Genomic DNA, 23,263 nt, shown 5'->3' with positions numbered 1-23,263 from the left:
GGGCTCAGGCCTGCGCGACGATCCCGGGCCAGCGTGCGTCGGCCCGGCGGATGAACCCCGCGCGATCCGCGTCCCACCGCGCCTGGACCGCGTCGTCGAAATTCAGATACAGCGCACCGTCCACGATGGCCCAGTTCGCCGGCTGCGTGGAATAGAGCGCACCCTTCGCCGCAACGGCCCAGGCGCAGAAACCGCCATACCGGGGGGCGAAGGTTTGCGGGGCTGCGGCGAACTCGGCGCGGTGCATGGCGTCGACGAACGCCCACCGGGCGCCCGCCCAGTCATGGGTCACGGTCGGGTCGCCTGCGATCGGGCGGCCGTGGGTGAAATAGGCGATCGGGTCCGTCCCGCCCAGCGCGTAGCCGTCCCGCGTGAACACCTGCGCCGGCGCGAGGCCGCGCGGCAGCAGCAAGCCCGCGGCGGCCGTGGTCGCGAAGGCGGCGGTGGCCCCGCCGATGAGAAGGGTCCTGCGGTCCATGATGCATCCTTTCCTTGGTCCCGATCTGCCGCGTTCCGTGACGCGACGCCAATCAAGCCGCGTCACGGCTGCGCGAGCCTCGGGGCTTGCATCCGGGTCGTCCGGGGGCCTAGCAGAGTGGACAGACCCGCGATCCCGGAGGCCCGAATGACCCAGACGTCCGAACTGCGCGAGGCCGCCCTTTCGGTTCGCGGGAATGCACATGCCCCCTATTCCGGGTTCAAGGTCGGCGCCGCGATCCGCGCCGCCTCCGGCCGGGTCTACCGCGGCTGCAACGTCGAGAACGTCGCCTATCCCGAGGGCACATGCGCCGAGGCCGGGGCCATCGCCGCGATGGTCGCCGAGGGCGAGACGCGCCTGGCGGAGGTTTATGTCGTTGCCGGTTCGCCCGCGCCGGTGCCGCCCTGCGGGGGATGCCGCCAGAAACTGGCCGAGTTCGGCGCGGGCGACGTGGCCGTGACGCTGGCCACCGTCGACGGGGCGGAACGGGCGACGACGATCGCGGCGCTTCTGCCCGGCGCCTTCGACGCAGGCCACATGGCGTGAGCGGCCCGCGCGACCTTCTGTCCGATCTACGCCGGGACCGGACGCCCTCGTCCGACGATCTGACGGCCTTCGCGGCCGGTCTGGCCGATGGTGCGGTGTCGGACGCGCAGGCCGGCGCGTTCGCCATGGGCATCTGCCGCACGCCGCTGACGCCCGAGGCGCGCGCGGCGCTGACGCGCGCCATGCGCGACGGGGGCGAGGTGCTGCAATGGGATCTGCCGGGCCCGGTGATCGACAAGCATTCGACGGGTGGCGTGGGCGACTGCGTTTCGCTGATCCTGGCGCCGGCGCTGGCCGCATGCGGCGCCTACGTTCCGATGATCTCGGGGCGGGGGCTGGGGCACACGGGCGGCACGTTGGACAAGCTGGCCGCGATCCCCGGGCTGCGGACCGAGATGCAGACCGACGAGTTGCAGGACATCGTCCGCCGCGTCGGCTGCGCCATCGTCGGTGCCACCGGCGACATCGCCCCGGCCGACCGGCGCCTCTATGCGGTGCGCGACGTCACCGGCACGGTCGAGAGCCTGGACCTGATCGTCGCATCGATCCTGTCCAAGAAGCTGGCCGAGGGGATCGAGGCGCTGGTCCTGGACGTCAAGACCGGCTCGGGCGCGTTCATGGCCGATCCGGGTGCGGCACGCGCATTGGCGCAGGCATTGGTCGAGACGGGACAGGCGAACGGGGTCATGACGTCGGCCATCGTAACCGACATGTCGCAGCCCGCCGCGACGGCCTGCGGAAACGCGCTGGAGGTGATCGCCGCGATGGAAACGCTGACCGAGCCGCATGCGCGCCGCTCGCACCGCCTGGTGTCGCTCGTCCGGGCGCTGGGGGGCGAGGCTCTGGCGCTGGGCGGGCTGGTCTGCGATGCCGACGCCGGTGCCGCGAAGATCGAGGCGGCGCTGACCTCGGGCGCCGCGGCGGAGGTGTTCGGCCGCATGGTTCAGGCGCAGGGCGGGCCGGTCGACTTCCTGGAGCGGTGGCGCGATCGCCTGCCCGCGGCCCCCGTCGTGGCCGAGCTGCGCGCGGACCGGCCCGGCGTGGTCGGCCGGATCGACGCGCGTGCGCTGGGCGAGGTGGTCGTATCCCTTGGCGGCGGGCGCCGGCGCGAGGATGACCGCATCGACGCGACCGTCGGCATCAGCCACATCGCGCAACTGGGCGCCGTCGTCACCGAAGGTCAGCCTTTGGCCCGCGTCCATGCCCGCGACAGCGATGCCGCGGGTGTCGCCGCCGAACGAGTGGCCCACGCCATCGTGATGGAAAGCGGTGCCGTGACGCCGCCCCCCCTCGTGCAGGAGACGATCCGATGAGCCGGGCTTTCCTGATCGTTCTTGACAGCTTGGGATGTGGCGGCGCGCCCGATGCCGCCGATTTCGGGGACGCGGGCGCGAACACGCTGGCGCATATCGCCCAGGCCTGCGCCGAAGGCCGGGCCGAGGAGGGGCGGACCGGGCCGTTGCGCCTGCCCAACCTCGACGGGCTTGGGCTGGGCGCGGCGGTCCGTCTGGCCTCGGGCGCCGAGACGCCGGGGCTTTCCGCCGAACCCGCGGGCCTTTGGGGTGCGGCGACCGAAGTGAGCCCCGGCAAGGACACGCCTTCGGGCCACTGGGAACTGGCGGGCCTGCCGGTGCCGTGGGACTGGCACTATTTCCCCGAAACCGACCCCTGCTTCCCGCCCGAACTGGTCGAACTGGTCAAGCGCGAGGCCGGGACGGACGGCATCCTGGGCAACCGTCATTCCAGCGGCACCCTGATCATCGAGGAAGAGGCGGACGCGCATATCCGCACGGGCTGGCCCATCTGCTATACCAGTGTCGACAGCGTGTTCCAGATCGCCGCGCATGAGGAGCATTTCGGCCTGCAGCGCCTGCTGGACCTTTGTGCGGCCATCGCGCCCACGCTGCACGAGATGCGCGTCGGTCGCGTCATCGCCCGGCCCTTCGTGGGCGACGGTGTCTGGATGCGCACGGCCAACCGCAAGGACTTCGCGATCATGCCCCCGGCCGACACGCTTTGCGACGCCGTCGCGGGCGCGGGCGGTCGGGTCCATGCGATCGGCAAGATCGGGGACATCTTTTCGATGCGGGGGATCGACACGGTGGTCAAAGGGTCCGACGAGGACCTCATGCGCCATCTGGGCGAAGCCTTGCGCGATATGCCCGATGGCAGCCTGACCTTCGCCAATTTCGTCGAGTTCGACAGCGTCTACGGCCATCGCCGCGACGTCTCGGGCTACGCCCGCCATCTGGAATGGTTCGACGCCTGCCTGCCGGCGATCCTGGATGGGCTGCGCGACGGGGACCTGATGATCTTCACCGCCGATCACGGCAATGACCCGACCTGGCGCGGCTCGGACCACACGCGCGAACGCGTGCCGGTCGTCTGCGCAGGGGCAACGGGGCAGGCGGGGCAGGTCGGGTTCGTCGACGTCGCGGCGACGATCTGCGCGCATCTCGATATCCCGACCGTCGGCCCGGGGCGGAGTTTCCTGTGACGTTCGACCCGAAGATCGAATTGCATCTGCATCTGGAGGGCGCCGCCGCGCCCGAATTCATCCGCCGTCTGGCCGACGAGAAGGGGATGCGCCTGTCCGGCGTCTTCGACGCGCGCGGGGCCTATGCCTACGATGATTTCGCAGGGTTCCTTCAGGTCTACGAGGCCGCGACGGCGGTTTTGAGGACGCCCGAGGACTATGCCCGACTGACGATCTCTGTGCTGGAGGCATCGCGCGAGCAAGGCGTGATCTACACCGAGATGTTCCTCAGCCCCGATTTCTGCGGCGGCCGCGACGTGTCGGCCTGGCGCGAATATCTCGCCGCCATGCAGGAGGCGGCGGCCTCCGTCGACGGGATCGAAATGCGAGGGATCGTCACCTGCATTCGCCATTTCGGACCCGACAAGGCGCGCCAGACGGCCCGCTGCGCGGCCGAGACGGCGGGCGGTTTCATCACCGGCTTCGGCATGGGCGGGAACGAGGCAATGGGCCACGCGGCCGATTTCGCCTGGGCCTTCGACTGCGCGCGCGAGGCCGGGCTGGGCCTGACCTCGCATGCGGGGGAATTCGGCGGCCCGGCCTCGGTGCGCGAAACGCTGGATGCCTTGCGCGTCAGCCGGATCGGCCACGGTGTCCGCGCGGCCGAGGATCCGGCCCTATTGAAGCGGCTGGCCGACGAGGACGTGACGCTGGAGGTCTGCCCCGGATCGAACGTCGCCCTGGGCGTCTATCCACGCATCGAGGCCCATCCGATCGAGCGGATCATGGCCGCCGGCGTCCCGATCACGGTGTCGACCGACGATCCGCCGTTCTTCCACACCACGATGCGCGATGAATACGACGGGCTGGAACGCGCTTTCGGCTGGGGCGAGGACCACTTCCGCGTCATCAACCAGACCGCCGTGCGCGCCGCCTTCTGCGACGATGCCACGCGTGCCGCCCTGCTAGCGAAACTGGAGCCCTGACATGGATCATCTGACCGTGGTCACGCACCCGCTGGTGCAACACAAGCTGAGCCTGATGCGCGACCGCGACACGCCGACGGCCGTGTTCCGGCAACTGCTGCGCGAGATCAGCCAGCTCCTGGCCTACGAGGTGACGCGCGAGCTGCCGATGACGACGCGGGCGATCGAAACGCCGATGCAACCGATGGACGCGCCGGTCCTGGCCGGGCGCAAGCTGGCGCTGGTGTCGATTCTGCGGGCGGGGAACGGACTCCTGGACGGGATCTTGGAATTGGTCCCCTCCGCGCGGGTGGGCTTTGTCGGCCTCTACCGCGACGAGGAGACGCTGGAGCCGGTGCAGTACTACTTCAAGGCACCCGAGATGCTCGACGAGCGGCTGGTCATCGCGGTCGATCCGATGCTGGCGACGGGCAATTCCTCGGCCGCGGCGATCGACCTCCTGAAGGCGAAGGGCGCGAAGGATATCCGGTTCCTGTGCCTGTTGGCCGCACCCGAAGGCATCGCGCGGATGAAGGACGCGCATCCCGATGTGCCGATCGTCACCGCCGCCGTCGACGAACGCCTGAACGACCGCGGATACATCATTCCGGGACTAGGGGATGCGGGCGACCGGATGTTCGGCACGAAATAAGCCGTCATTGCAGGACCGGGTGGTTTACTTTCGGAGAGGGCCGGGGGCAGGGTGGCCGGACGGAACCATGCACCTTGGGGGATGCGAGATGGCGACCAACCGCCCATTTGCGATGGCAGCGATCGGCTGCGCGATGATGAGCCTTGCGGGGCTGGCCGAGGCGCAGACACGAACCGTCGCCAACACGCCCGGCCCGGCCGAGACGCCCGCCGCCAGCTTCGAGGGTGACAGATATGTCGACAGCGAGGGATGCGTGTTCATCCGCGCCGGGATCGGCGGCGCGACCCGTTGGGTGCCACAGGTGAACCGCGATCGCACCGTCGTTTGCGGCCAGACGCCATCCGTCGCTGCGGCGGCAGATGTGCCCGAAGCGCCGGTCCGCGCGGTCGAGCCCGTCCTGCGTCGTCGTCCGGCGGCGGCCGCGGCCCGTGTCGCGGCCGAGAGCCTGGCCGACCCCGCACCCGCGATCATGCGCACGCCCGGAACCCCGGAGGCCGCGCCGCGTCCCCAGGCGCCGGTCGCGGCCGTGCCGCGTGTCACCACGACGCCGGCCATTCCCGGCCGCACCATCGGCGGGGCCGTCGTCATCCGCGTGGCCGAACCTGCCGGTGCGCGCCGCATCGACGCTGCGACGCCCAGCCCCGACCGCCTGCGGGCGCCCGTCGTCGCGACCCGTGCCGATCGGACGGTGGTGGTGCCCGTGGCCAAGCACACGTTCCATGTCCCGCAGCCGCCGGCGGGATACCGTGCCGCCTGGAGCGATGGGCGCATCAATCCCGCCCGGGGGCCGCGAACGTTGCAGGGCGACTACCAGACTCAGGGTGTGTGGACGAATCAGACGCCGCGCCGTTTGCAGCCCGTGATCCGGGTCGCGCGCTAGGGATCGATCACGCCGATCGCGTTCATCATTGCCTCGAACGCGTCGCGGTCGGGATTCGCACGGCGGGCCTTGATGGCGTCGAACCGCTTGCGCAGGGCAGCTTTCTCCTCGCCCTGACAGTCGTTCCACGGACGGCCCTGCAGCGCCATCTCGATCACGTAGTAGGCGATGAAATGCGGCCGCGACCCGTCGGCCAGCAGCCGTTCATAGGCGGCATCCGTCCCCAGGTCCCGGAGCTGTCCGACGGTGTCGATTCCCACACGTCCGAAGGCCGCCGCCATGGCGGGGCCGATGTTTCGCAACTCAAGGAGCGACCGGTCGTCCATCGCGACATTCAGGCCCGTTCCGGTCGCGTCGTCCAGTCGCTTAGATCGAAGCCCAGTCCGTGAAACGCACCGGGGCGGGGCGCGGCTTGCGCTTGACGGGGGCTTGCGGGGGAATGGCGTTCTGCGTGGGGGCGGGATGGATCATGGGTCGGCTCCGGCCATGAAGGTTGAGGGTAATTGTGCCGTATCAGGAAACAAAGCCGATCCTTGGGCCGGATCTTGTCCGAAATGCGGCCTCGTCCCGGGAGGAGTGGAACGAGGCCGCGCCTTTTTCAGACATCGAGGTCAGGGAGGAGGAAGACCCGGACGCCTTGGAACGAAGTTAAGCCGCAGTGCAGAAACCGCCAAGGTGCAGCCGCAGAAATTTTGCCCGAAACGGGTAAAACGAAACGAACTTGCCGAACCGGCCCGCAGGGAGACATGATCGCAATCTCATGACCGCACAATTCGGCGGCGGTGCGGGTTGTCTATTCGGCAGCCTGTAGGGGCGCATCGGGCGGCGGGTCTCGGCGGTCCGGGTCGACGGCGACGATCTGCGCGCCGTCCCGGGGGGTGCTGGCGTCCTCCAGCGGCAGTTCCGGCTCGAACTCGGCCTCCGACCACAAGAGCGTCGGCACCGGCACCCGCCGGGCCTGTCGACGCAGCGCCCAGTCCTGCGCGGCACGGCCCCCCCGGTCGAAGCCCAGACGCCCGAGACCGCGGCCAATGGCGCGCACATAGATCGCGAGCCAAACCCGCGCGGCCAGCATCGCCGGTGTGAAGATCAGCGTCAGCACCGTCGCCACGCCCAGCCCCCAGACCACCGCGGTGGCAAGCTGAATCCACCACAGCGCCGTCGGAGAGCCCAGCGAATAGCCGCCGCGGATGAAGTCGAAGGACAGCCCGAACATCATCGGCGCCAGCCCCGCCATCGTCGTCAGCGTCGTCAGCAGGACGGGGCGGATGCGATCCTCGGCGGTACGCGTGATCGCCTCGAGCCGGGGCATGTAGCGCGAATATTCCTGGTATGTGTCGATCAGCACGATGTTGTTGTTCACGACGATCCCGGCCAGCGCGACGATCCCCGTGCCGGTCATGATGATCGAGAAGGGCTGCCCCATCACCAGCATGCCGATCAGCACGCCGGTCGTGGACAGGACGACGGCCAGCAGCACCAGCACGGAATTGTAGATCGAGTTGAATTGCGCCAGCAGGATTACGAACATCAGCCCCAGCGCGCCGATGAAGGCCTGTCCGAGGAAGGCCTGGCTCTCGGCCTGCTCCTCCTGGTCGCCGGTCCATTCCCAGGCGACGGATTCGGGAAGAATGTCGCCGGACTCGAGCGCGGCAGTGATCTGCGCGATGCGCTCGTTCGCGGTGACGGGGGCCCCGTCGCCCTGACCTTCGGGAACGACCTCGCCATCGGGGGTCACGACCAGCCCCGGTGCGACATCCGCCTTGACGTCGAAGAAGCGTTCGCCGTCCACCCGGTCGATCTGCGCGAGCTGCGGCACGGGGCGCCGTTCGATGAAATTCGCAAGCGGCACGAGGCCGTCCATCGTGCGCACCTTCAGCGTGTCGAGCGTCGACAGCACGCGGTCCTCTTCGGGCAGGCGGACGCGGATCTCGATCTCGTCGTCGGAGGTCTCGACCCGCATCGTGTCCAGCAGGATACCGCGGGTGACCATCTGGACCATCGCGCCCACGGTGGCCACGTCGGCGCCGAAGCGGCCGGCCTTCTCGACGTCGACGTCGATCTCCCAGTCGATGCCGGGCAGGGGCAGCGAATCCTCCACGTCGATGAGGCCGGGCATGTCCTCGAAACGCGCGGCCATGTCGGCGGTCGCCTGTTGCAGGTCGGCCCAGTTCTCGCCCTTCAGGCGAAGATGGACGGGCTTGCCCTGGGCCGGTCCGCGATCCTGCGCCGACAGGTCGATCTTGATCCCGGGCAGGCTGCGCAGACGCGCCAGCAGGTCGTCGGCGATCGCATCGCCGTCGAAGGCCGGGTCGACCACCGTGCGGTCGATCGTGAGGCCGAACAGGTCCAGCCAAGGCTCGTCGACGGTGGGGCGGTCCTCCCACGGCACCATCTCGATCTGGATCTGGCCGATCGTGTCGCCCGGTCCCTGCGCGGCACCGGGGCCGCCTGACGACAGCCCGCCTTCGCCCGCGAAGGCGAAGGCGGACTGGATGCCCGGCGTGTCGAGAACGATGCGTTCGGCGCGGGCCAGCAGCGCGTCCTTCTCCTCCAGCGACAGGTTGCCGCGCGCGCGGACGAAGATATTGGCCTGCTCCAGCTCGCTTTCGACGAAGAACTCGACGCCGTTATTGTTGGACCCGAAATAGCCGAAAACCGAAACCACGGTAAATCCGACGACGCCCACGGCGACGATCGGGCCCAACGGGTTGCCGACGATCAGGTTGATGAAATGGCCGAACGGGCTGCGCCGATATCCGGCACGGACGCGGCGCGCCTCGCGCTTGAAGGTGACCGACCCCAAGGTGGTCGACAGCGCGCCGCAGGCCAGAAGGAACAGCGCCGGTCCCAGCAACAACATCGGCAGTGGCGGATTGTCGAGCGGCGGCAGCAGATAGGCGGGATTCAGCACCTGCAGGATCGCGACGATCATCAGCCAGGCCGACGCGGCCGCCAGCGCGGCGCGGACGACCCAAGGCAGCGTCCGGCGCAGAAAGTTCGCCCCCCCTTCGAACATGCGGCTGATGCGTCCGGCGACGCCGCCAAGGACGGGCAGGTAGACCAGCGCCACGACGAGCGAGGCCGACAGCACGAAGATCAGCGTCACAGGCAGGTTGCCCATGAATTCCCCGGGGATGCCCGGCCAGAACAGCATCGGCAGGAAGGCGCAGAGCGTCGTGGCCGTCGATGAGATGACGGGCCAGAACATGCGCTTGGCCGCCTCGGTATAGGCGCGCATCGGGCCGGTGCCTTCGGAGATGCGCTTGTCGGCGTATTCGACCACGACGATTGCGCCGTCGACCAGCATGCCGACGGCCAGGATCAGCCCGAACATGACGATGTTCGAGATCGTGATTCCCATCACCGCCATGATCGCGAAGGACAGAAGGAACGAGGTCGGGATCGCGAAGCCGACCAGCAGCGCGGACCGTGTGCCAAGCGTGGCCAGGACCACGATCATCACCAGCGCGATGGCGGTCAGCACCGACCCTTCGAGTTGCGAGACCATGGAGCGGACGGTGCGGGACTGGTCCAGCGTCACGGTCACGTCGACCGCCTGGCGCAGCTCCTCGGGCCAGGAGGCGGTCTCGCGGTCGATCTCGTCGCGCACCTGCGCGGCGGTTTCGATGATGTTGAAACCCTTGCGCTTGACCACCTGCAAGGCGACGGTCGTGGCCCCGTTATAGCGCGCAGTGCCTTCGCGATCCTCGAAGGTCAGGTTGATCTGGGCCAGGTCGCCCAGGGTGATGACGCGGTCGCCATCCGTCTTGACGGGCAGGTCATAGACATCGCGCGCCTCTCCGAAGGAGCCGGGGATCTTGACGGGAAACGCGCCCGATGCCGTCTCGACCGAACCGGTGGCCACCAGCAGGTTGTTCTGCGTGACCACGTTGACCAGTTCGCCCGCGGTGACGTTGTACGCCTCGAGTGCCAGCGGATCGATCAGCACCTCCAGCATCTCGTCGCGATGCCCGGCCAGCCCGGCCTCCAGGATCGGGGGCATCGCCTCCAACCGGTCCTGCAGGTCTCCGGCCAGGCGCAGCAGCGTCCGTTCCGGCGCCGATCCGGCCAGCGAGACGATAAGGATGGGAAATTCCGAGAAATTGATCTCGTCGATCGTGTATTGCTCGGCGCCCGAGGGGAAATCCGCCTCGGCCTTGTTCATCTTGTCGCGGACATCGGCGATGGTGGCGCCCTTGTCCCAGCCGAACTCGAACTCCAGGAAGATGCCGGCATAGCCTTCGGCGGCGGTCGCGGTCATTTCCTTCAGGCCGTCCAGCTCCTTCAGCTCCGTCTCCATCGGCTTGACCAGCAGCTTTTCGGAATCGGACGCGCTGATACCGGGGAAGGGGACCGAAACGAAGATGCCGGGGATGTCGATATCCGGCTCGCCCTCTTTGGGCAGCGAGATATAGGCGACCGTGCCGGCGACGATCGACAGCACGACGAAGGCCAGCACCATGCGGGCGCGGCCGGCGGCCCAGTCGACGATGCCGGTCATTGCGTGGCCTCCGGCTCGGCGAAGGTGGCCCGCACGGGGACACCGTCGGTGACGTATTCCTGCCCGACCGTGATCACCTCGACCGTGGCGGGCAGCCCGGACAGCAGTACGCCGTCGACCGTGTCGCGAACCAGCGTGACCGGCGTGAAACCGGCAAGCCCGTCCTCGATGATGCGCAGGCCGAGCTGTCCCTCGTCGTTCAGCGTCAACGCGGATGCGGGGATCATGTGCGCGACCGTGGCGGGCGTTTCGATCAGGATCTCGGCCGTCTGGCCGTCGCGAATCTCCAGGTCCGGGTTGGGCACGGTCACCTCCACCCGGAAGGTGCGCGTCAAATCGTCGGCGGACCGGCTCAGGAAGGTGACCTCGCCCTGTGCCTCGACACCCGATGCCAGCCGCGCGCCCGCCATGGCGCCGACGGCGACCCGATCGACCTGCGCCTCGGGCAGGAAGCCTACAAGCTTCATCGGATCCAGCTGAACGACGGTCGCGCAGGGCGTGCCCGGTTGCAGCAGCGCGCCCAGCTCGGCGGTGTCGGTCTCCAACAGGCCCGCGAACGGGGCCTTGATACGAAGCTTCTCGATATCCAGACGCGCGCGTTCCACCGCCGCCTCGGCGGCTTGCACGCCCGCGCGGGCCGACTTGATGCCGGCCTGCATTGTCTCCAGCCCGGTCGAGGCGGCCGTCACGCCGGCCTCGGCCGAACGCAGCGCCGCATCGGCGTTGGCGACGCGCGTGTCGGAGGCGAAGCCGCCCTCCGATAGGCGGCTGGCGGCGTTCTGGTTGATGCGGGCCTCCTGCAGGCGGGCCTCGGCCTCGGCCACACGGGCCTGTGCCTCGGGGATGCGCGCCTCGGCCTCGGGAACGCGGGCCTGCGCCTCCGCCAGCCGGGCCTCGGCCTCCGACAGGGTGGCCCCGCGCGAGCCGGGATCGAGTTCGCACAGAAGCTGATCCGCCTCGACGAAGGCCCCCTTGCGAAGTGGCTCCGATACGACCGTGCCCGTCGTCTCGGCCATGACGACGACCTCGCGCGCGGCCTCCGACTGTCCGCGGACCATGACCGCATCCGGCACCTCGCGGGCGACGGAGCGCATGGCCACGACATGCACGGGATCGGACGCGGCATCCGTTGCGGTGTCGGAGATGGCCACCGGCTCGGCCACGACCTCCTCCTCGGGGGGCGTGCCCTGGGCGGCGGCGGCCTCGCCGGTCATGTCCCGGGCGAACCCGAGCAGGGCCTCGCGTTCCAGGACCACGAAGAAGAGCGCAACGCAGACGAGACCCGCGATCAGGATCGGAAACAAGCGCATGTTGGGCCTTTCGAAGGGGCTCGAATAGGGGTGGTTCGATTCGCTTACGTCCATCTGAACCGGTTGGTTCACTTTTTACAGACAGCTTACGTCGACGGCAACCCTGCGGGCCGTCTTTGTCGCTTGGCCCCCCGCCATCGCTGCGATAGGAAGCGCCGACGCCGAAGACAGGGGGGCCGGAGCCATGTCCAACCCGGAAAGTTTCATCAACGAGGTCTCCGAGGAGGTCCGGCGCGATCGCCTCTATGCGCTGATGCGCCGCTGGGGCTGGGTCGCGATCCTGCTGATCCTGCTGCTGGTCGGCGGCGCCGCATTCAACGAATGGCGTCGCGCCCAGGCCGAGGATCGCGCGCAGGTGTTCGGGACGGCCCTGCTCGACGCGCTGGAAGGCGAGGACATGGCCGCCCGGCGCGCGGCGCTGGCCGGGATCGAGCCGGCGGATGCGCAGCAGGCCGCGATCCTCACGCTTCTGCGGGCCACGGCGACGCTGAACGGCGAGGGGGGCGATGCGGCCTCCGCGCGGGCCGAACTGCTCGCCCTGGCCGACGCGGAGGAGCTGTCGGTGACCTATCGCCATCTGGCGCTGGTCAAGGCCATGCTGGCCGGGGGAACCGGGGATGCCGCGCAGGATGGCGCCATCCTGGAGGAGCTGGCCGCGCCGGGCGCGCCCTATCGCCCCATCGCGGTCGAGCTGCAGGCCCTGCGCGCGCTCGAGGCCGGCGACGAGGCGACGGCGCTGACGCTTCTGCGCATCCTGACCGAGGATGCCGAGGCGACGGAAGCCTTGCGCCGAAGGGCCTTGCAGTTGATTGTGGCGCTGGGCGCCTCGCCCGAACCGGCATGAAGCCGGAAGCGGGGCGGATGACGGACCCCGATGCGGGTCGCAACGGGGGCAGAGCCATGAGGTCTTTCGCAGCGGTCCTTCTGTGCGCCGGTCTGACCCTCGTCGGATGCGCCGAGGACGAGGTGATCCTTCCGGGCGAACGTCTGCCTGTTCGCGCGGATGCCGCCGGCGGCGTGGGCGTGATCGCCGCCGCGGCCGCGACCGGACCCGCGCCCGCCCTGTCGCTGGCCGCGCCGCGCCGCCTGCCCGACTGGCGGATGCGCGTCGGCAACCTGTTGAACGATCCGGGCCATGCGACGCTGTCGACCGCGCCCCGGCGGGTCTGGTCCGCCGATATCGGCACGGGCGAGTCGCGCCGTCTGCGGATCACCGCCGACCCGGTCTCCGACGGCAGCCGCATCTTCACGCTGGATGCCACGGTCGGCATCCGCGCCACCTCGACGCAGGGCGAGACGCTCTGGGCGCGCAGCCTGGTCCCGGGATACGAGCGTGCGGGCGATGCGTCCGGGGGCGGGCTGGCCGTGACCGGCGGCACGGTCTTCGCGACCACGGGTTACGGCGAACTGCACGCGCTCGACGCGGCGACGGGCGCCAAACGCTGGGTGCAGCGCCTGGACGCCCCGATCACCACGCCCAAGGTGGCCGGCGACCTCGTCTATGTCGTCAGCCGGGACAACCGGGCCTGGGCGATCGACGCCGCGAACGGTCGCATCAGGTGGGAACTGCCCGCCGCGCCGGCGGCCGCGGTCATGGCGACGGCGCCCGCGCCCGCCGTGACCGACCGCGCCGTCATCTTTCCCTTCGGATCGGGCGAGGTGCTGGCCACGCTGCGCCAGTCCGGCATCCGGGTCTGGGGCGCGAACGTGTCCGGCGAACGCCGGGGCGTGGCCTATAACGACGTGGGCGACATTACCGGCGACCCGGTCGTTGCCGGAGGAGTCGTCTTCGCAGGCACGTCGGCCGGCCGGATGGTCGCCCTGTCGGCCGCCTCTGGCGAGCGGCGCTGGACGGCGGATGAAGGGGCGGTCTCGCCGCTCGCGGTCGCGGGCGGCTCGGTCTTCGCGGTCACGGATCGGGCGCAGCTGATCCGGCTGAATGCGGCGACGGGTGAGGTGCTGTGGCGCACGGACCTGCCGTTCTATCGCAATGGTCGTCCCAAGCGGCGCGAAGGCATCTACGCGCATTTCGGCCCCGTTCTGGCGGGTGGGCGGCTCTGGGTGGCCTCCTCCGATGGCGGTCTGCGCGGTTTCGATCCGACGACCGGCGTGCCGGTCGCGCAGACGGAAATCCCTTCGGGGGCCGCGTCGCGCCCGATCGCGTTCGGCGACGCGCTCTATGTCGTGGGTCAGTCCGGCACGCTTCACGCTTTCCGTTGATACGCGGATGCGCTAGGGGCCGCGTCTGAGTTTCCAGCGCGGAGCGCGCCATGTTCACCCTTGCCATCGTCGGCCGGCCCAATGTCGGCAAGTCTACCCTGTTCAACCGTCTGGTCGGCAAACGCCTGGCCCTGGTGGACGATCAGCCGGGCGTGACCCGCGACCTGCGCGAGGGGGCCGCGCGGCTGGGCGATCTGCGGTTCACCGTCATCGACACCGCCGGGTTGGAGGAAGCCACCGACGACAGCCTGCAGGGTCGCATGCGCCGCCTGACCGAACGTGCGGTCGATATGGCCGACGCGGCGCTGTTCGTCGTCGATGCCCGGATCGGGGTAACGCCCGCGGACGAGGTGTTCGCCGACATCCTGCGTCGGAAGGGACGCCCGGTCCTGCTGGCCGCCAACAAGGCGGAGGGTCGTGCGGCCGAGGCGGGGCTGCTGGAGGCCTATGGCCTGGGCCTGGGCGAGCCGCTGGCCCTGTCGGCCGAGCATGGCGAGGGGATGGCCGAACTGGCCGGCATGCTGCGTCCGATGATCGAGATCGCGGCCGCGGAGGCGATCCGTATCGAGGAGGAGGCCGAGACCGACATCACGGTCGACGAGGATGAAGAGGGCGAGGAGGCGGACTGGGTCCCAACGGCCAAACGTCCGCTGAAGATCGCCGTGGTCGGTCGCCCGAACGCCGGGAAATCCACGCTCATCAACCGCATCATCGGCGAGGAACGCCTGCTGACCGGGCCCGAGGCGGGGATTACGCGCGATTCCATATCGGTCAATTTCGACTGGGACGGCGTGCCGACGCGTCTGTTCGACACGGCCGGCATGCGCAAGCGCGCGAAGGTCGTCGAAAAGCTGGAGAAGCTGTCGGTCAGCGACGGGCTGCGCGCGGTCAAGTTCGCCGAGGTGATCGTCGTCCTGCTGGATGCCGAGATCCCGTTCGAGACCCAGGACCTGCGCATCGCCGATCTGGCCGAGCGCGAAGGCCGCGCCGTCGTCGTGGCCGTCAACAAATGGGATCTGGAGGAAAACCGGCAGGAGAAGCTGGCCGCCCTGAAGGAGTCGTTCGAGCGTTTGCTGCCGCAGCTGCGCGGGGCGCCGCTGGTGACCGTTTCGGCCAAGACGGGGCGGGGGCTGGATCGGCTGCAGGCGGCGATCCTGAAGGCGCACGAAACCTGGAACCGGCGTATCCCCACGGCCGCGCTGAACCGCTGGCTGACCGGTATGCTGGAACAGCACCCGCCCCCCGCGCCGCAGGGCAAGCGGATCAAGATGCGCTACATGACTCAGGTCAAGACGCGTCCGCCCGGCTTCGTCGTCATGTGCTCGCATCCCGATGCGATCCCCGACAGCTATTCGCGATATCTGGTGAATGGGCTCCGGGTGGATTTCGACATGCCGGGCACGCCGATCCGGCTGCATTTGCGCGGGCAGGGGGATGCGAACCCGTTCAAGGGGCGCAAGCGGGCGGAGCCGTCGCGCCTGCGCAAGCACACCCACGGAAGGCGCCCCGATTGATGCGCCTATCGAACCGCTTGCGCGAAAACGTCAGCGAGAGGACGCCGGGCCGTCACAATCCCGCCGACCTGCACCCGTAGGCAACCGAAGAAAGTCGAAAGGGCGCGACATGATACGGGAATTCCTGGCTGCCGAGGATGGGGCGAGCACGGTTGAATGGTCGCTGATGACGGCGCTGGTCGTCGCGCTGATGCTCGTGGTCACGAACTTCGTGCTGAACGGCACGGCGAAGCAGACCGCGGATATCCGCGATCAACTGCTGAGCGAGGACCTCATGTGCACCGATTTCTGCGATCACGGTCTGAGCGACGAATAGCGCGGCGCGCGCCGGGCCGTCAGGCGTTGGCTTCGCGGATCTTGTCGGCGGCATCCTTGTCGAAGGCCACGCCGTTCTGTTCCAGCATGGTGTCCAACTCGCCCGAGAGCGTCATCTCGGTGATGATGTCGCATCCGCCGACGAACTCGCCCTTGACGTAGAGTTGCGGAATCGTGGGCCAATCGGAGTAGTCCTTGATGCCCTGGCGGATATCCGCGTCATCCAGGACGTTCACGTCGGAGTATTCGACGCCCATGTAGTTCAGGACCCCGGCGACCTTGCTGGAGAATCCGCATTGCGGCATCGCCTTGGTGCCCTTCATGAACAGGACGACGTCCTTCGATTTCACGATGTCGTCGATCTGGGTCTTGGTGTCGGCCATGTCGTCAGCTCCTGTGCTTGCCGCCGCGCTTCGGAACGAAGGCGCGGGCGTATTCCTGTGGATCGCGCGGGACGCGGGTTATCATCTGGCTGCCGCCGCCCACGCCGGAAAAGTAGTTGCTCTCGATCTCGGTATAACCCGTCCCTGGCCGGACGCCACGGGGGCGGCCGCCACCGTCTTCGCCGGCCTCGGCGCGCATGATCCAGACCGCCCGGACGATCAGGACAGCGAGGATGATGCCGCCGATGATGACGGAGGCCAGCGTCATTCCGGCGCCCGCGTCGTCAGCGCCAGCGCGTGCAGCTCGCCCTGGGCGCCGTCCATCTTGCCCTTCAGCGCGGCATAGACGGCGCGCTGCTGCTGGACCCGGGTCTGCCCGGCGAAGGACGCGTCGATCACTTCGGCGGCGTAGTGGTTGCCGTCGCCCGCCAGGTCGGTGATCGTGATCTTCGCATCGGGGAAGGACTCGCGGATCAAGGCCTCGATATCCTGTGCCTGCATGGCCATGAATGACGCTCCGTCTCAGGTATGAACTGGAATGTAGACATCGACGGCGGAGGGGACCACCCCGCTACGGGCGGGAAACGGTGATTTCCGCCCGCGCGGTGCCTGTTCAGCCGAACATCATCTCGAAAGTCCCGCGATACAGGGCGGACAGTTCGGCCAGCGGCGCCTCGGAGCCGCCGAACTTGACCTCCGTTCCGCCGAATTGCCCGACCATCTGCAATTGCAGGTCGGCCTGCCCCGCCGCCACCATCAGCGCCTCCGCCGCGTCGAATGTGCAGGCGATCAGATAGCGGCCCTGATCCTCACCGAAAAGCGCCGCCGTCCCCTCCACATCCAGCGTCACGGCCAACCCGTGCGCCTCGGCCAGGGTGAAGGCGGCGAGCGCCAGGCCACCATCCGACAGGTCCGTGCAGGCCCAGATGCTGTCGAGATTGGCGAGGATGAACTCCCCGTGCGCGCGCTCCATCTCGAGGTCGACGGGCGGGGCATCGCCCTCGTCGCGGCCCAGATGTTCGGCCAGAAGGGCCGAGCGGCCCAGATGCGTCCCTTCGGGGCCAAGCAGCAGCGCGATCATTCGGTCGGTCACCGGCCACGCGATCCGCTGGTCCAGGTCTTCGATCAGGCCGACGGCGCCGATGGTCGGCGTGGGCAGGATGCCCTTGCCGTCGGTCTCGTTGTAGAGGCTGACATTGCCCGACACGATCGGCATGTCGAGCGCGCGGCAGGCCTGCCCGATCCCGTCGATCGCGCCGACGAACTGGCCCATGATCGCGGGCTTTTCAGGGTTGCCGAAATTCAGGTTGTCCGTCGTGGCCAATGGCCGCGCGCCCTTGGCCACGAGATTGCGATAGGCCTCGGCGACGGCCTGCTTGCCGCCCTCGACGGGGTTCGCGGCGACGTAGCGCGGCGTGACGTCGGCGGTGAAGGCCAGACCCTTGGTCGTGCCGTGCACCCGGATCACGCCGCCATCGAGGCCGGGCAGCGCGACCGTGTCGCCCATGACCTGCGTGTCGTATTGCCGGATAACCCAGTCGCGCGCGCAGTGGTTCACGCTGCCGATCAGGGCGCGCAGGCCCTCGATCGGATCGACCTCCTCCACCGGTTCGAGGGGGGCAGGGGCGGGCGTCTCCTGCCATGGGCGGTCGTATTCGGGCGCGCTGCTGGCCAAGGTCGACAGCGGCAGGTCGGCGCGCGTCTCGCCGCCATGCACGATCAGGAAGCGATCCTCGGCAATGGTCTCGCCGACGATGGCGAAATCCAGGTCCCATTTCTCGAACACCGCGCGCGCGGCGTCCTCATGCGCGGGGTCGAGCACCATGAGCATCCGCTCCTGGCTTTCGGACAACATCATCTCGTAGGCGGTCATCTCCGCCTCGCGCACCGGCACGGCATCGAGGTCCAGCCGAATGCCGAGGCCACCCTTGTCGCCCATCTCGACGGCCGAACAGGTCAGGCCGGCCGCGCCCATGTCCTGGATGCTGACCACGGCACCCGTCGCCATCAGTTCCAACGTCGCCTCCATCAGGCGCTTTTCGGTGAAGGGGTCGCCCACCTGCACCGTGGGGCGCTTCTCCTCGATCGTGTCGTCGAACTCGGCGCTGGCCATCGTCGCGCCGCCGACGCCGTCGCGGCCCGTCTTGGCGCCGAGATAGACGACCGGACGACCCACGCCGGACGCGGCGGAATAGAAGATCGCGTCCACATCGGCGATCCCGGCGGCGAAGGCGTTGACCAGGCAGTTGCCGTCATAGCTTGCGTCGAATCGGACCTCGCCGCCCACGGTGGGCACGCCGAAGCAGTTGCCATAGCCGCCGATCCCTTCGACCACGCCATGGACGAGCCGCCGCGTCTTCGGATGATCGGGCGCCCCGAAACTCAGCGCGTTCATTGCCGCGACGGGGCGTGCGCCCATGGTGAACACGTCGCGCAGGATGCCGCCCATGCCGGTCGCAGCCCCCTGATAGGGTTCGATGTAGGAGGGGTGGTTGTGGCTCTCCATCTTGAAGACGACGGCCTGGCCATCGCCGATGTCGACGACGCCGGCGTTTTCGCCCGGCCCGCAAATGACCTGCGGCCCCTCGGTCGGAAGTGTGCGCAGCCATTTCTTCGACGACTTGTAGGAGCAATGCTCGTTCCACATCGCCGAGAAGATGCCAAGTTCGGTAAAGGTCGGTTCCCGTCCGATGATCTCGAGGATGCGGGCGTATTCCTCGTCCTTCAGGCCATGGGCCGCGATCAGGTCGGGGGTGATGGCGGGATCCTGCATGCACGTCTCCGGCTGGCGTCGAAGCCGTCTAGCGCCTTCGCCGCGCGAGGCAAAGGGCCGGCGTACGCGCCGATCAGCCGGGTGGCATCGTCTGGCGGGGGGTGGGGATGAAGACGGCCCGATCCAGCGCGGCGAGTGCCCCGTCGATGCGGCGCCGATCCGCCAGTAGATGATTGAACTGCACATCGCACCCCGCGATCGGCGTGGGATAGGCCGCGATTTCCTGGCGAAGAAGCGTGCGGGCCTGTCGCAGTTCGGCGCGGACGCGATGCAGAACGTCGGAAACTGTATCCATCACATCGAGCTCCTATAGTATACCTATGTATACCGAACCGGTTGTCGGATTTCAACCTTCCGACTGCCGCGGCAGCACCTCCGCGAACGGTTCCAACCCGGTATACCGCCGCTCGAAAGCCAACCCCAGAGCAGCGGCGGCGGCCCGCGCCTTGTCGGTCAGGTCCATGTCGTTGGTCTGGGCCAGATAGACCAGGCGACGGTAATGTCCGAAATACATGTCCCGCAGCTCGGGATGGCGGTCCAGGCCGAGCGGGCGCGTCACGAATGCGTCGAACTGTCGGGCCAGGAAATCGGTCAGGTAGAATGCGTCAATCTCGTCGCGCCGCGCGAAAGCGTCCTGTCCCTCGAAGAAGGCGTAGCAGTGGGGCCCCTCGATCATCTCGACCCCCAGCCGTTCGCAGAGGGCGGCCAGCGCGCCGCCCGTGCCGCAATCGGCATAGGCCACGAAGGCGCCGTCATAGCCGCCCGCACGTTCGGCCAGGGCGGCCTCGACCGCCGGGCTGATCCGGTCGGGGCGGTTGTGCAGGATCGCGGGCAGGCAATGAAGGTCGATATGGTCGAGCCCGTTCGCCGCCTTGATCGCCAGGATCTCATGCGCGAGCGCGCCGCAGGCGACGATCAGGATCCGCCCGGACCCGGTGGCCGGCAGGCCCTCCTGGGTCCGCGCGCGATCGGTCATTAACCCAGCTTGACCGCCGTGCCGTAGGCCATCACCTCGGATGCGGCATGCGTGATGGTGGACGTCTCCATCCGGATACCCACGACAGCATCCGCGCCCAGCAGCCGGGCCGCGGAGACCATGCGGTCGATGGCCTGTTCGCGCGCGCCGGTCAGAAGCGAGGCGTATTCCTTGACCTCGCCCCCCACCACGTTGCGCAGGCTGGCCACGATATCCGACCCGATATGCTTGGCACGCACGGTCGAACCCTTCACCAGGCCGATCGTATGGGCGATATCGCGGCCCGGAATCGTATCGGTCGTCGTCAGCAGGATGTCGCGGGCCATATCAGTCCATCCGGTCGTAGTGATCGTCGTCGCGGCTGTTCAGGCGGTCGGCGACCACGCGCCAGACCACGTAGCCGACCAGGATGGCCGGAATCAGCGCGCCCAGGCCGATGGGCATCGCGAAGCTGGCCGCGACGATCGCCGCCAGCCAGATCGTCGCCGCCGCGGCGGCGACCACGATCACGAGGATCAGGACAAGTCGGTCCAGGGGCATCGCGCTCTCCGATGTTGTGCTCGTCCTATATGGGGATGTTCGGCCGATGTGCCAATCCCGATTGACTGTCGGACCGGAGGCGTCAGCATGGCTTCGACCCGGTTTGGAAGGATACGGATATGGGAACGAAGATCGTCGTCATGGGCGTGACCTCCACCGGCAAGACCCTGATGGGCTCGAAACTCGCCGAGGCATTGCACGGCCGCTTCATCGACGGGGACGATCTTCACCCGCAAGCCAATGTCGACAAGATGGCGCGGGGGGAGCCGCTGGACGATCGCGACCGCGCACCGTGGCTCGACCGGATCGGGCGGGCACTGGCGGGGGGCGAGGGGACGATGGTGGTCGCGTGTTCGGCGCTCAAGCGCGCTTATCGCGACCGGATCCGCGATGCGGCGGGGCCAGTGGTGTTCGTGCATCTGACCGGGCCGCGCGAGCTGATCGCGAAGCGGATGACCCGGCGAGAGGGACATTTCATGCCCGTCTCGTTGCTGGAAAGCCAGCTTGCCACGCTGGAGCCGCCGGGTCCGGGGGAGCGGTCGATCGAGTTGGACATCGAACGCCCGCCCGCGGAACTGCTGCGCCTGGCCGTCGACCGGTTGCGCGCCCGTCCCGCCGACTGACCGTCAGGGCGCGGCCAGCACGGCGCAGGCCACCCGGTCGCCCGCATCGCCGGCCGGTTGGCTTTCGTAATCGTCCGGCCCGGAATGGATGATCAACGCCGAGCCGTCGCCATCCATCAGGACATCCATCGTGATGCGGTCGGTCAGCGCCTCCATCGACAACACGCCGTCCTCCTCGACGAAGCCGTTGGGCAGGTCGCCCGGATGGGGGCCACCCTCGACCAGACCGTGATTGGCATCACCCGCGATGTGACCGCCCGCGGAGGAGAAATCGCCTTCGCACAGGCCGGTCTCGTGCAGGTGGACGCCGTGGCCGCCCGCCGACAATCCGGTCGCCTGCACGTTCACCCGGATCACGCCCGACGCCGTATCGAAGAGGGAAACGGATCCGATGTTCTCGCCCGCCGGGTTCAGGATGGTGCCGGTCAGCCGCGGGCCGACATGGGCATCGGCCAGGGCAGGGCCCGCGATCAGGGCGAGGGGCAGGGCGAGCGTCAGAATGCGCATGGGGGATCTCCGGTCAGAAGCAGGTGTTGCGACGCCCAACGCGCCCGCCCCGCAGAAAGTTCGCCGCCGTGCCTTCAGCCGCCGTGCAGGGCGATCACGCCGGCCACCGCCGGTCGGGCCGCGACCCGGTCGTGATGCGCCGCCAGACGCGGATACCCCTCCAGCGGGACGCCGTCGCCCGGCAGCCAGCGCGTCACGTTCCACAGGTAAAGGTCGGCGGCCGAGAAGTCGGCCACCACCCAGTCGTCGGTCAGCCGATCCTCCAGATAGGCAGCGTTCTCGGCCATGTTCTCGGCAACCTTGGCCCTCATCGCCGCATGGGCTTCCGTGTCGTCGGCCCAACGCGACCCGCGCAGCTTGTGGGCGTGGTTCACATGCACGGTCGAGGCGAGATAGAGCATCATCTCTCGTGCCTTCGCCGCCTGCCACCGGTCCGCGGGCATCAGGTCGGGATAGGCCGTTTCGGCGATCCATTCCAAGATCGCGGCGGCTTCGGTCAGCGGTCCATCGTCGGTCACCAGCACGGGCACGCGGCCCTTGGGGTTCAGCGCCAGGTGGTCCGCCCCGTGCTGGGCGCCGGCCTTGAAGTCCAGCCATCGCAACTCGTGAGGCAGGTTCGCCTCGGCTAGCGCAGCATGGACGCAGAGCGAGATGGTTCCGGGGGCCAGGTGCAGCACGGGGGTCATGGCGGCGTCTCCGTTCATGGGATGCCGCGACCATGAGCGGCGCGCGCAGGATTGGAAAGGCCCGCGCGGCCGGGGGTCGTCAGCCCGCGGCCACCTGGTTGTGCTTGCGCGCCATCCATTCCTTCGCCGTCTCGACCGCGACGGCGGCGTCGCGGCAATAGGCGTCCGCCCCAATGGCGCGCCCGAACTCCTCGTTCAGGGGGGCGCCGCCGACCAGCACGATATAGTCGTCGCGGATGCCCTTCTCCTTCATCGAATCGATGACGACCTTCATGTAGGGCATGGTCGTCGTCAGCAGGGCCGACATGCCCAGGATGTCCGGCTTTTCGGATTCCAGCGCCTCGAAATAGGCCTCGACCGCATTGTTGATGCCCAGGTCCACAACCTCGAACCCGGCGCCCTCCATCATCATCGACACCAGGTTCTTGCCGATGTCATGGATGTCGCCCTTGACGGTGCCGATGACCATCTTGCCGACGCGCGGCGCGCCGGTTTCCGCAAGCAGCGGCTTCAGAATGGCCATGCCGCCCTTCATCGCGTTCGCCGCCAGCAGAACCTCCGGCACGAAGAGGATTCCGTCGCGGAAGTCGTGGCCCACGATGGTCATGCCGCCGACGAGGGCCTTGGTCAGGATGTCGTAAGGCGCCCACCCGCGTTCGAGCAGGATGTTCACGGCCTCCTCGATCTCCTCCTTGAGACCGTCATAGAGGTCGTCGAACATCTGCTGGACAAGCTCGTCGTCGTCGAGCTCGGAAAGGATGATCTCTTCTTCGTCGGCCATGAAGATCTCCGGATTGCAAGTCTGGTTTGGGCCCCGCGGGCCGTCGGGTCGGTGCGGAAAGCGACATCGGGCGCGCATGGCGCGACGCCGCTTGCCGAACCATGATTAATGTTCTATTTATGTTCTCATTGCAC

General features: G+C 68.5%; 26 protein-coding genes. 11 read left to right on the top strand and 15 right to left on the bottom strand.

Features of this window, described 5'->3' with window-relative positions; translation table 11 throughout:
* Positions 1–4: 4 nt before the first annotated feature.
* Complete coding sequence (locus MWU52_RS06110; protein ID WP_246950332.1) at positions 5–478, bottom strand: YHS domain-containing (seleno)protein; 474 nt, start codon at positions 476–478, stop codon at positions 5–7.
* Between the two features lie 147 nt (positions 479–625).
* On the opposite strand from MWU52_RS06110, the gene MWU52_RS06105 reads away from it, so the two are divergent.
* The 6 genes from MWU52_RS06105 (at position 626) to MWU52_RS06080 (ending at position 5,997) form a co-directional block, all read left to right on the top strand.
* On the top strand, positions 626–1,024 hold the full coding sequence (locus MWU52_RS06105) for a cytidine deaminase (protein ID WP_246950330.1): 399 nt from the start codon (positions 626–628) through the stop codon (positions 1,022–1,024).
* Positions 1,021–2,337, top strand: a complete 1,317-nt coding sequence (locus MWU52_RS06100; protein ID WP_246950328.1) for a thymidine phosphorylase — start codon at positions 1,021–1,023, stop codon at positions 2,335–2,337. The genes MWU52_RS06105 and MWU52_RS06100 overlap by 4 nt, the downstream gene beginning before the upstream one ends.
* Entirely contained in the window at positions 2,334–3,521 is a 1,188-nt protein-coding gene (locus MWU52_RS06095) for a phosphopentomutase (RefSeq protein WP_246950326.1), read from the top strand. Before MWU52_RS06100 ends, MWU52_RS06095 begins: the two co-directional genes overlap by 4 nt.
* Positions 3,518–4,486, top strand: a complete 969-nt coding sequence (locus MWU52_RS06090; protein WP_246950324.1) for an adenosine deaminase — start codon at positions 3,518–3,520, stop codon at positions 4,484–4,486. The genes MWU52_RS06095 and MWU52_RS06090 overlap by 4 nt, the downstream gene beginning before the upstream one ends.
* 1 nt (position 4,487) lies before the next feature.
* Positions 4,488–5,117 (top strand): uracil phosphoribosyltransferase, encoded by a 630-nt coding sequence (gene upp, locus MWU52_RS06085; protein WP_246950322.1) that lies wholly within the window; start codon positions 4,488–4,490, stop codon positions 5,115–5,117.
* A gap of 112 nt (positions 5,118–5,229) precedes the next feature.
* Positions 5,230–5,997: a hypothetical protein gene (locus MWU52_RS06080; protein WP_246950320.1), complete on the top strand. Its 768-nt coding sequence runs from the start codon at positions 5,230–5,232 to the stop codon at positions 5,995–5,997.
* Here MWU52_RS06080 and MWU52_RS06075 read toward each other — a convergent pair.
* From MWU52_RS06075 to MWU52_RS06065, 3 genes are all read right to left on the bottom strand, one after another.
* A complete protein-coding gene (locus MWU52_RS06075; RefSeq protein ID WP_246950318.1) occupies positions 5,994–6,323 on the bottom strand; it encodes a TfoX/Sxy family protein in 330 nt (109 codons plus the stop codon). The two genes, MWU52_RS06080 and MWU52_RS06075, sit on opposite strands and share 4 nt — an antisense overlap.
* Positions 6,324–6,790: 467 nt before the next feature.
* Positions 6,791–10,501 (bottom strand): efflux RND transporter permease subunit, encoded by a 3,711-nt coding sequence (locus MWU52_RS06070; RefSeq protein WP_246950316.1) that lies wholly within the window; start codon positions 10,499–10,501, stop codon positions 6,791–6,793.
* Positions 10,498–11,811, bottom strand: a complete 1,314-nt coding sequence (locus tag MWU52_RS06065) for an efflux RND transporter periplasmic adaptor subunit (RefSeq protein ID WP_246950314.1) — start codon at positions 11,809–11,811, stop codon at positions 10,498–10,500. The genes MWU52_RS06070 and MWU52_RS06065 overlap by 4 nt, the downstream gene beginning before the upstream one ends.
* Before the next feature lie 184 nt (positions 11,812–11,995).
* Here MWU52_RS06065 and MWU52_RS06060 point away from each other — a divergent pair, with 184 nt between their 5' ends.
* The 4 genes from MWU52_RS06060 to MWU52_RS06045 all read left to right on the top strand — a co-directional run bounded on the left by MWU52_RS06060 (position 11,996) and on the right by MWU52_RS06045 (position 15,861).
* Positions 11,996–12,655, top strand: coding sequence for a hypothetical protein (locus MWU52_RS06060; protein ID WP_246950312.1), 660 nt, complete (start codon positions 11,996–11,998; stop codon positions 12,653–12,655).
* A 56-nt stretch (positions 12,656–12,711) separates the two neighbouring features.
* Positions 12,712–14,031 carry a PQQ-like beta-propeller repeat protein gene (locus MWU52_RS06055; protein WP_246950310.1) on the top strand — a complete coding sequence of 440 codons (1,320 nt, stop codon included), beginning with the start codon at positions 12,712–12,714 and terminating at the stop codon, positions 14,029–14,031.
* 50 nt (positions 14,032–14,081) lie between these two features.
* On the top strand, positions 14,082–15,545 hold the full coding sequence (der, locus tag MWU52_RS06050; RefSeq protein WP_246950308.1) for a ribosome biogenesis GTPase Der: 1,464 nt from the start codon (positions 14,082–14,084) through the stop codon (positions 15,543–15,545).
* Positions 15,546–15,654: 109 nt separating this feature from the next.
* Entirely contained in the window at positions 15,655–15,861 is a 207-nt protein-coding gene (locus tag MWU52_RS06045; RefSeq protein WP_246950306.1) for a hypothetical protein, read from the top strand.
* A gap of 19 nt (positions 15,862–15,880) precedes the next feature.
* Here MWU52_RS06045 and grxD read toward each other — a convergent pair whose 3' ends face one another.
* The 8 genes from grxD to MWU52_RS06005 form a co-directional block, all read right to left on the bottom strand.
* Entirely contained in the window at positions 15,881–16,243 is a 363-nt protein-coding gene (grxD, locus tag MWU52_RS06040) for a Grx4 family monothiol glutaredoxin (RefSeq protein WP_246950304.1), read from the bottom strand.
* Between the two features lie 4 nt (positions 16,244–16,247).
* The gene (locus MWU52_RS06035) at positions 16,248–16,511 is read right to left on the bottom strand and encodes a hypothetical protein (RefSeq protein WP_246950302.1); all 264 of its coding nucleotides are present in this window, start codon (positions 16,509–16,511) and stop codon (positions 16,248–16,250) included.
* Positions 16,508–16,750: a BolA family transcriptional regulator gene (locus MWU52_RS06030; RefSeq protein WP_246950300.1), complete on the bottom strand. Its 243-nt coding sequence runs from the start codon at positions 16,748–16,750 to the stop codon at positions 16,508–16,510. The genes MWU52_RS06035 and MWU52_RS06030 overlap by 4 nt, the downstream gene beginning before the upstream one ends.
* A 106-nt stretch (positions 16,751–16,856) precedes the next feature.
* Positions 16,857–19,016 (bottom strand): phosphoribosylformylglycinamidine synthase subunit PurL, encoded by a 2,160-nt coding sequence (gene purL / locus MWU52_RS06025; protein ID WP_246950298.1) that lies wholly within the window; start codon positions 19,014–19,016, stop codon positions 16,857–16,859.
* 73 nt (positions 19,017–19,089) lie between these two features.
* A complete protein-coding gene (locus tag MWU52_RS06020) occupies positions 19,090–19,311 on the bottom strand; it encodes a hypothetical protein (RefSeq protein WP_246950296.1) in 222 nt (73 codons plus the stop codon).
* A gap of 51 nt (positions 19,312–19,362) precedes the next feature.
* Positions 19,363–19,992 carry a DUF1638 domain-containing protein gene (locus MWU52_RS06015; RefSeq protein WP_246950295.1) on the bottom strand — a complete coding sequence of 210 codons (630 nt, stop codon included), beginning with the start codon at positions 19,990–19,992 and terminating at the stop codon, positions 19,363–19,365.
* On the bottom strand, positions 19,992–20,318 hold the full coding sequence (locus tag MWU52_RS06010; protein WP_246950294.1) for a YbjQ family protein: 327 nt from the start codon (positions 20,316–20,318) through the stop codon (positions 19,992–19,994). The genes MWU52_RS06015 and MWU52_RS06010 overlap by 1 nt, the downstream gene beginning before the upstream one ends.
* 1 nt (position 20,319) lies before the next feature.
* Positions 20,320–20,532: a hypothetical protein gene (locus tag MWU52_RS06005; protein WP_246950293.1), complete on the bottom strand. Its 213-nt coding sequence runs from the start codon at positions 20,530–20,532 to the stop codon at positions 20,320–20,322.
* Between the two features lie 119 nt (positions 20,533–20,651).
* Here MWU52_RS06005 and MWU52_RS06000 point away from each other — a divergent pair, with 119 nt between their 5' ends.
* Positions 20,652–21,155, top strand: a complete 504-nt coding sequence (locus MWU52_RS06000; protein ID WP_246950292.1) for a gluconokinase — start codon at positions 20,652–20,654, stop codon at positions 21,153–21,155.
* Positions 21,156–21,158: 3 nt separating this feature from the next.
* Here MWU52_RS06000 and MWU52_RS05995 read toward each other — a convergent pair whose 3' ends face one another.
* The 3 genes from MWU52_RS05995 to MWU52_RS05985 form a co-directional block, all read right to left on the bottom strand.
* Positions 21,159–21,662, bottom strand: coding sequence for a superoxide dismutase family protein (locus MWU52_RS05995; RefSeq protein ID WP_246950291.1), 504 nt, complete (start codon positions 21,660–21,662; stop codon positions 21,159–21,161).
* 74 nt (positions 21,663–21,736) lie between these two features.
* On the bottom strand, positions 21,737–22,348 hold the full coding sequence (locus tag MWU52_RS05990) for a glutathione S-transferase family protein (protein ID WP_246950290.1): 612 nt from the start codon (positions 22,346–22,348) through the stop codon (positions 21,737–21,739).
* 79 nt (positions 22,349–22,427) lie between these two features.
* Positions 22,428–23,129: a B12-binding domain-containing protein gene (locus MWU52_RS05985; RefSeq protein WP_246950288.1), complete on the bottom strand. Its 702-nt coding sequence runs from the start codon at positions 23,127–23,129 to the stop codon at positions 22,428–22,430.
* Positions 23,130–23,263: the final 134 nt, after the last annotated feature.

The sequence above is a fragment of the Jannaschia sp. S6380 genome (genome assembly GCF_023015695.1).
GTDB lineage: Bacteria > Pseudomonadota > Alphaproteobacteria > Rhodobacterales > Rhodobacteraceae > Jannaschia.
The sequence above is the reverse complement of the archived record's forward strand: the minus strand, read 5'-3'. Positions and strand labels throughout refer to the sequence as shown.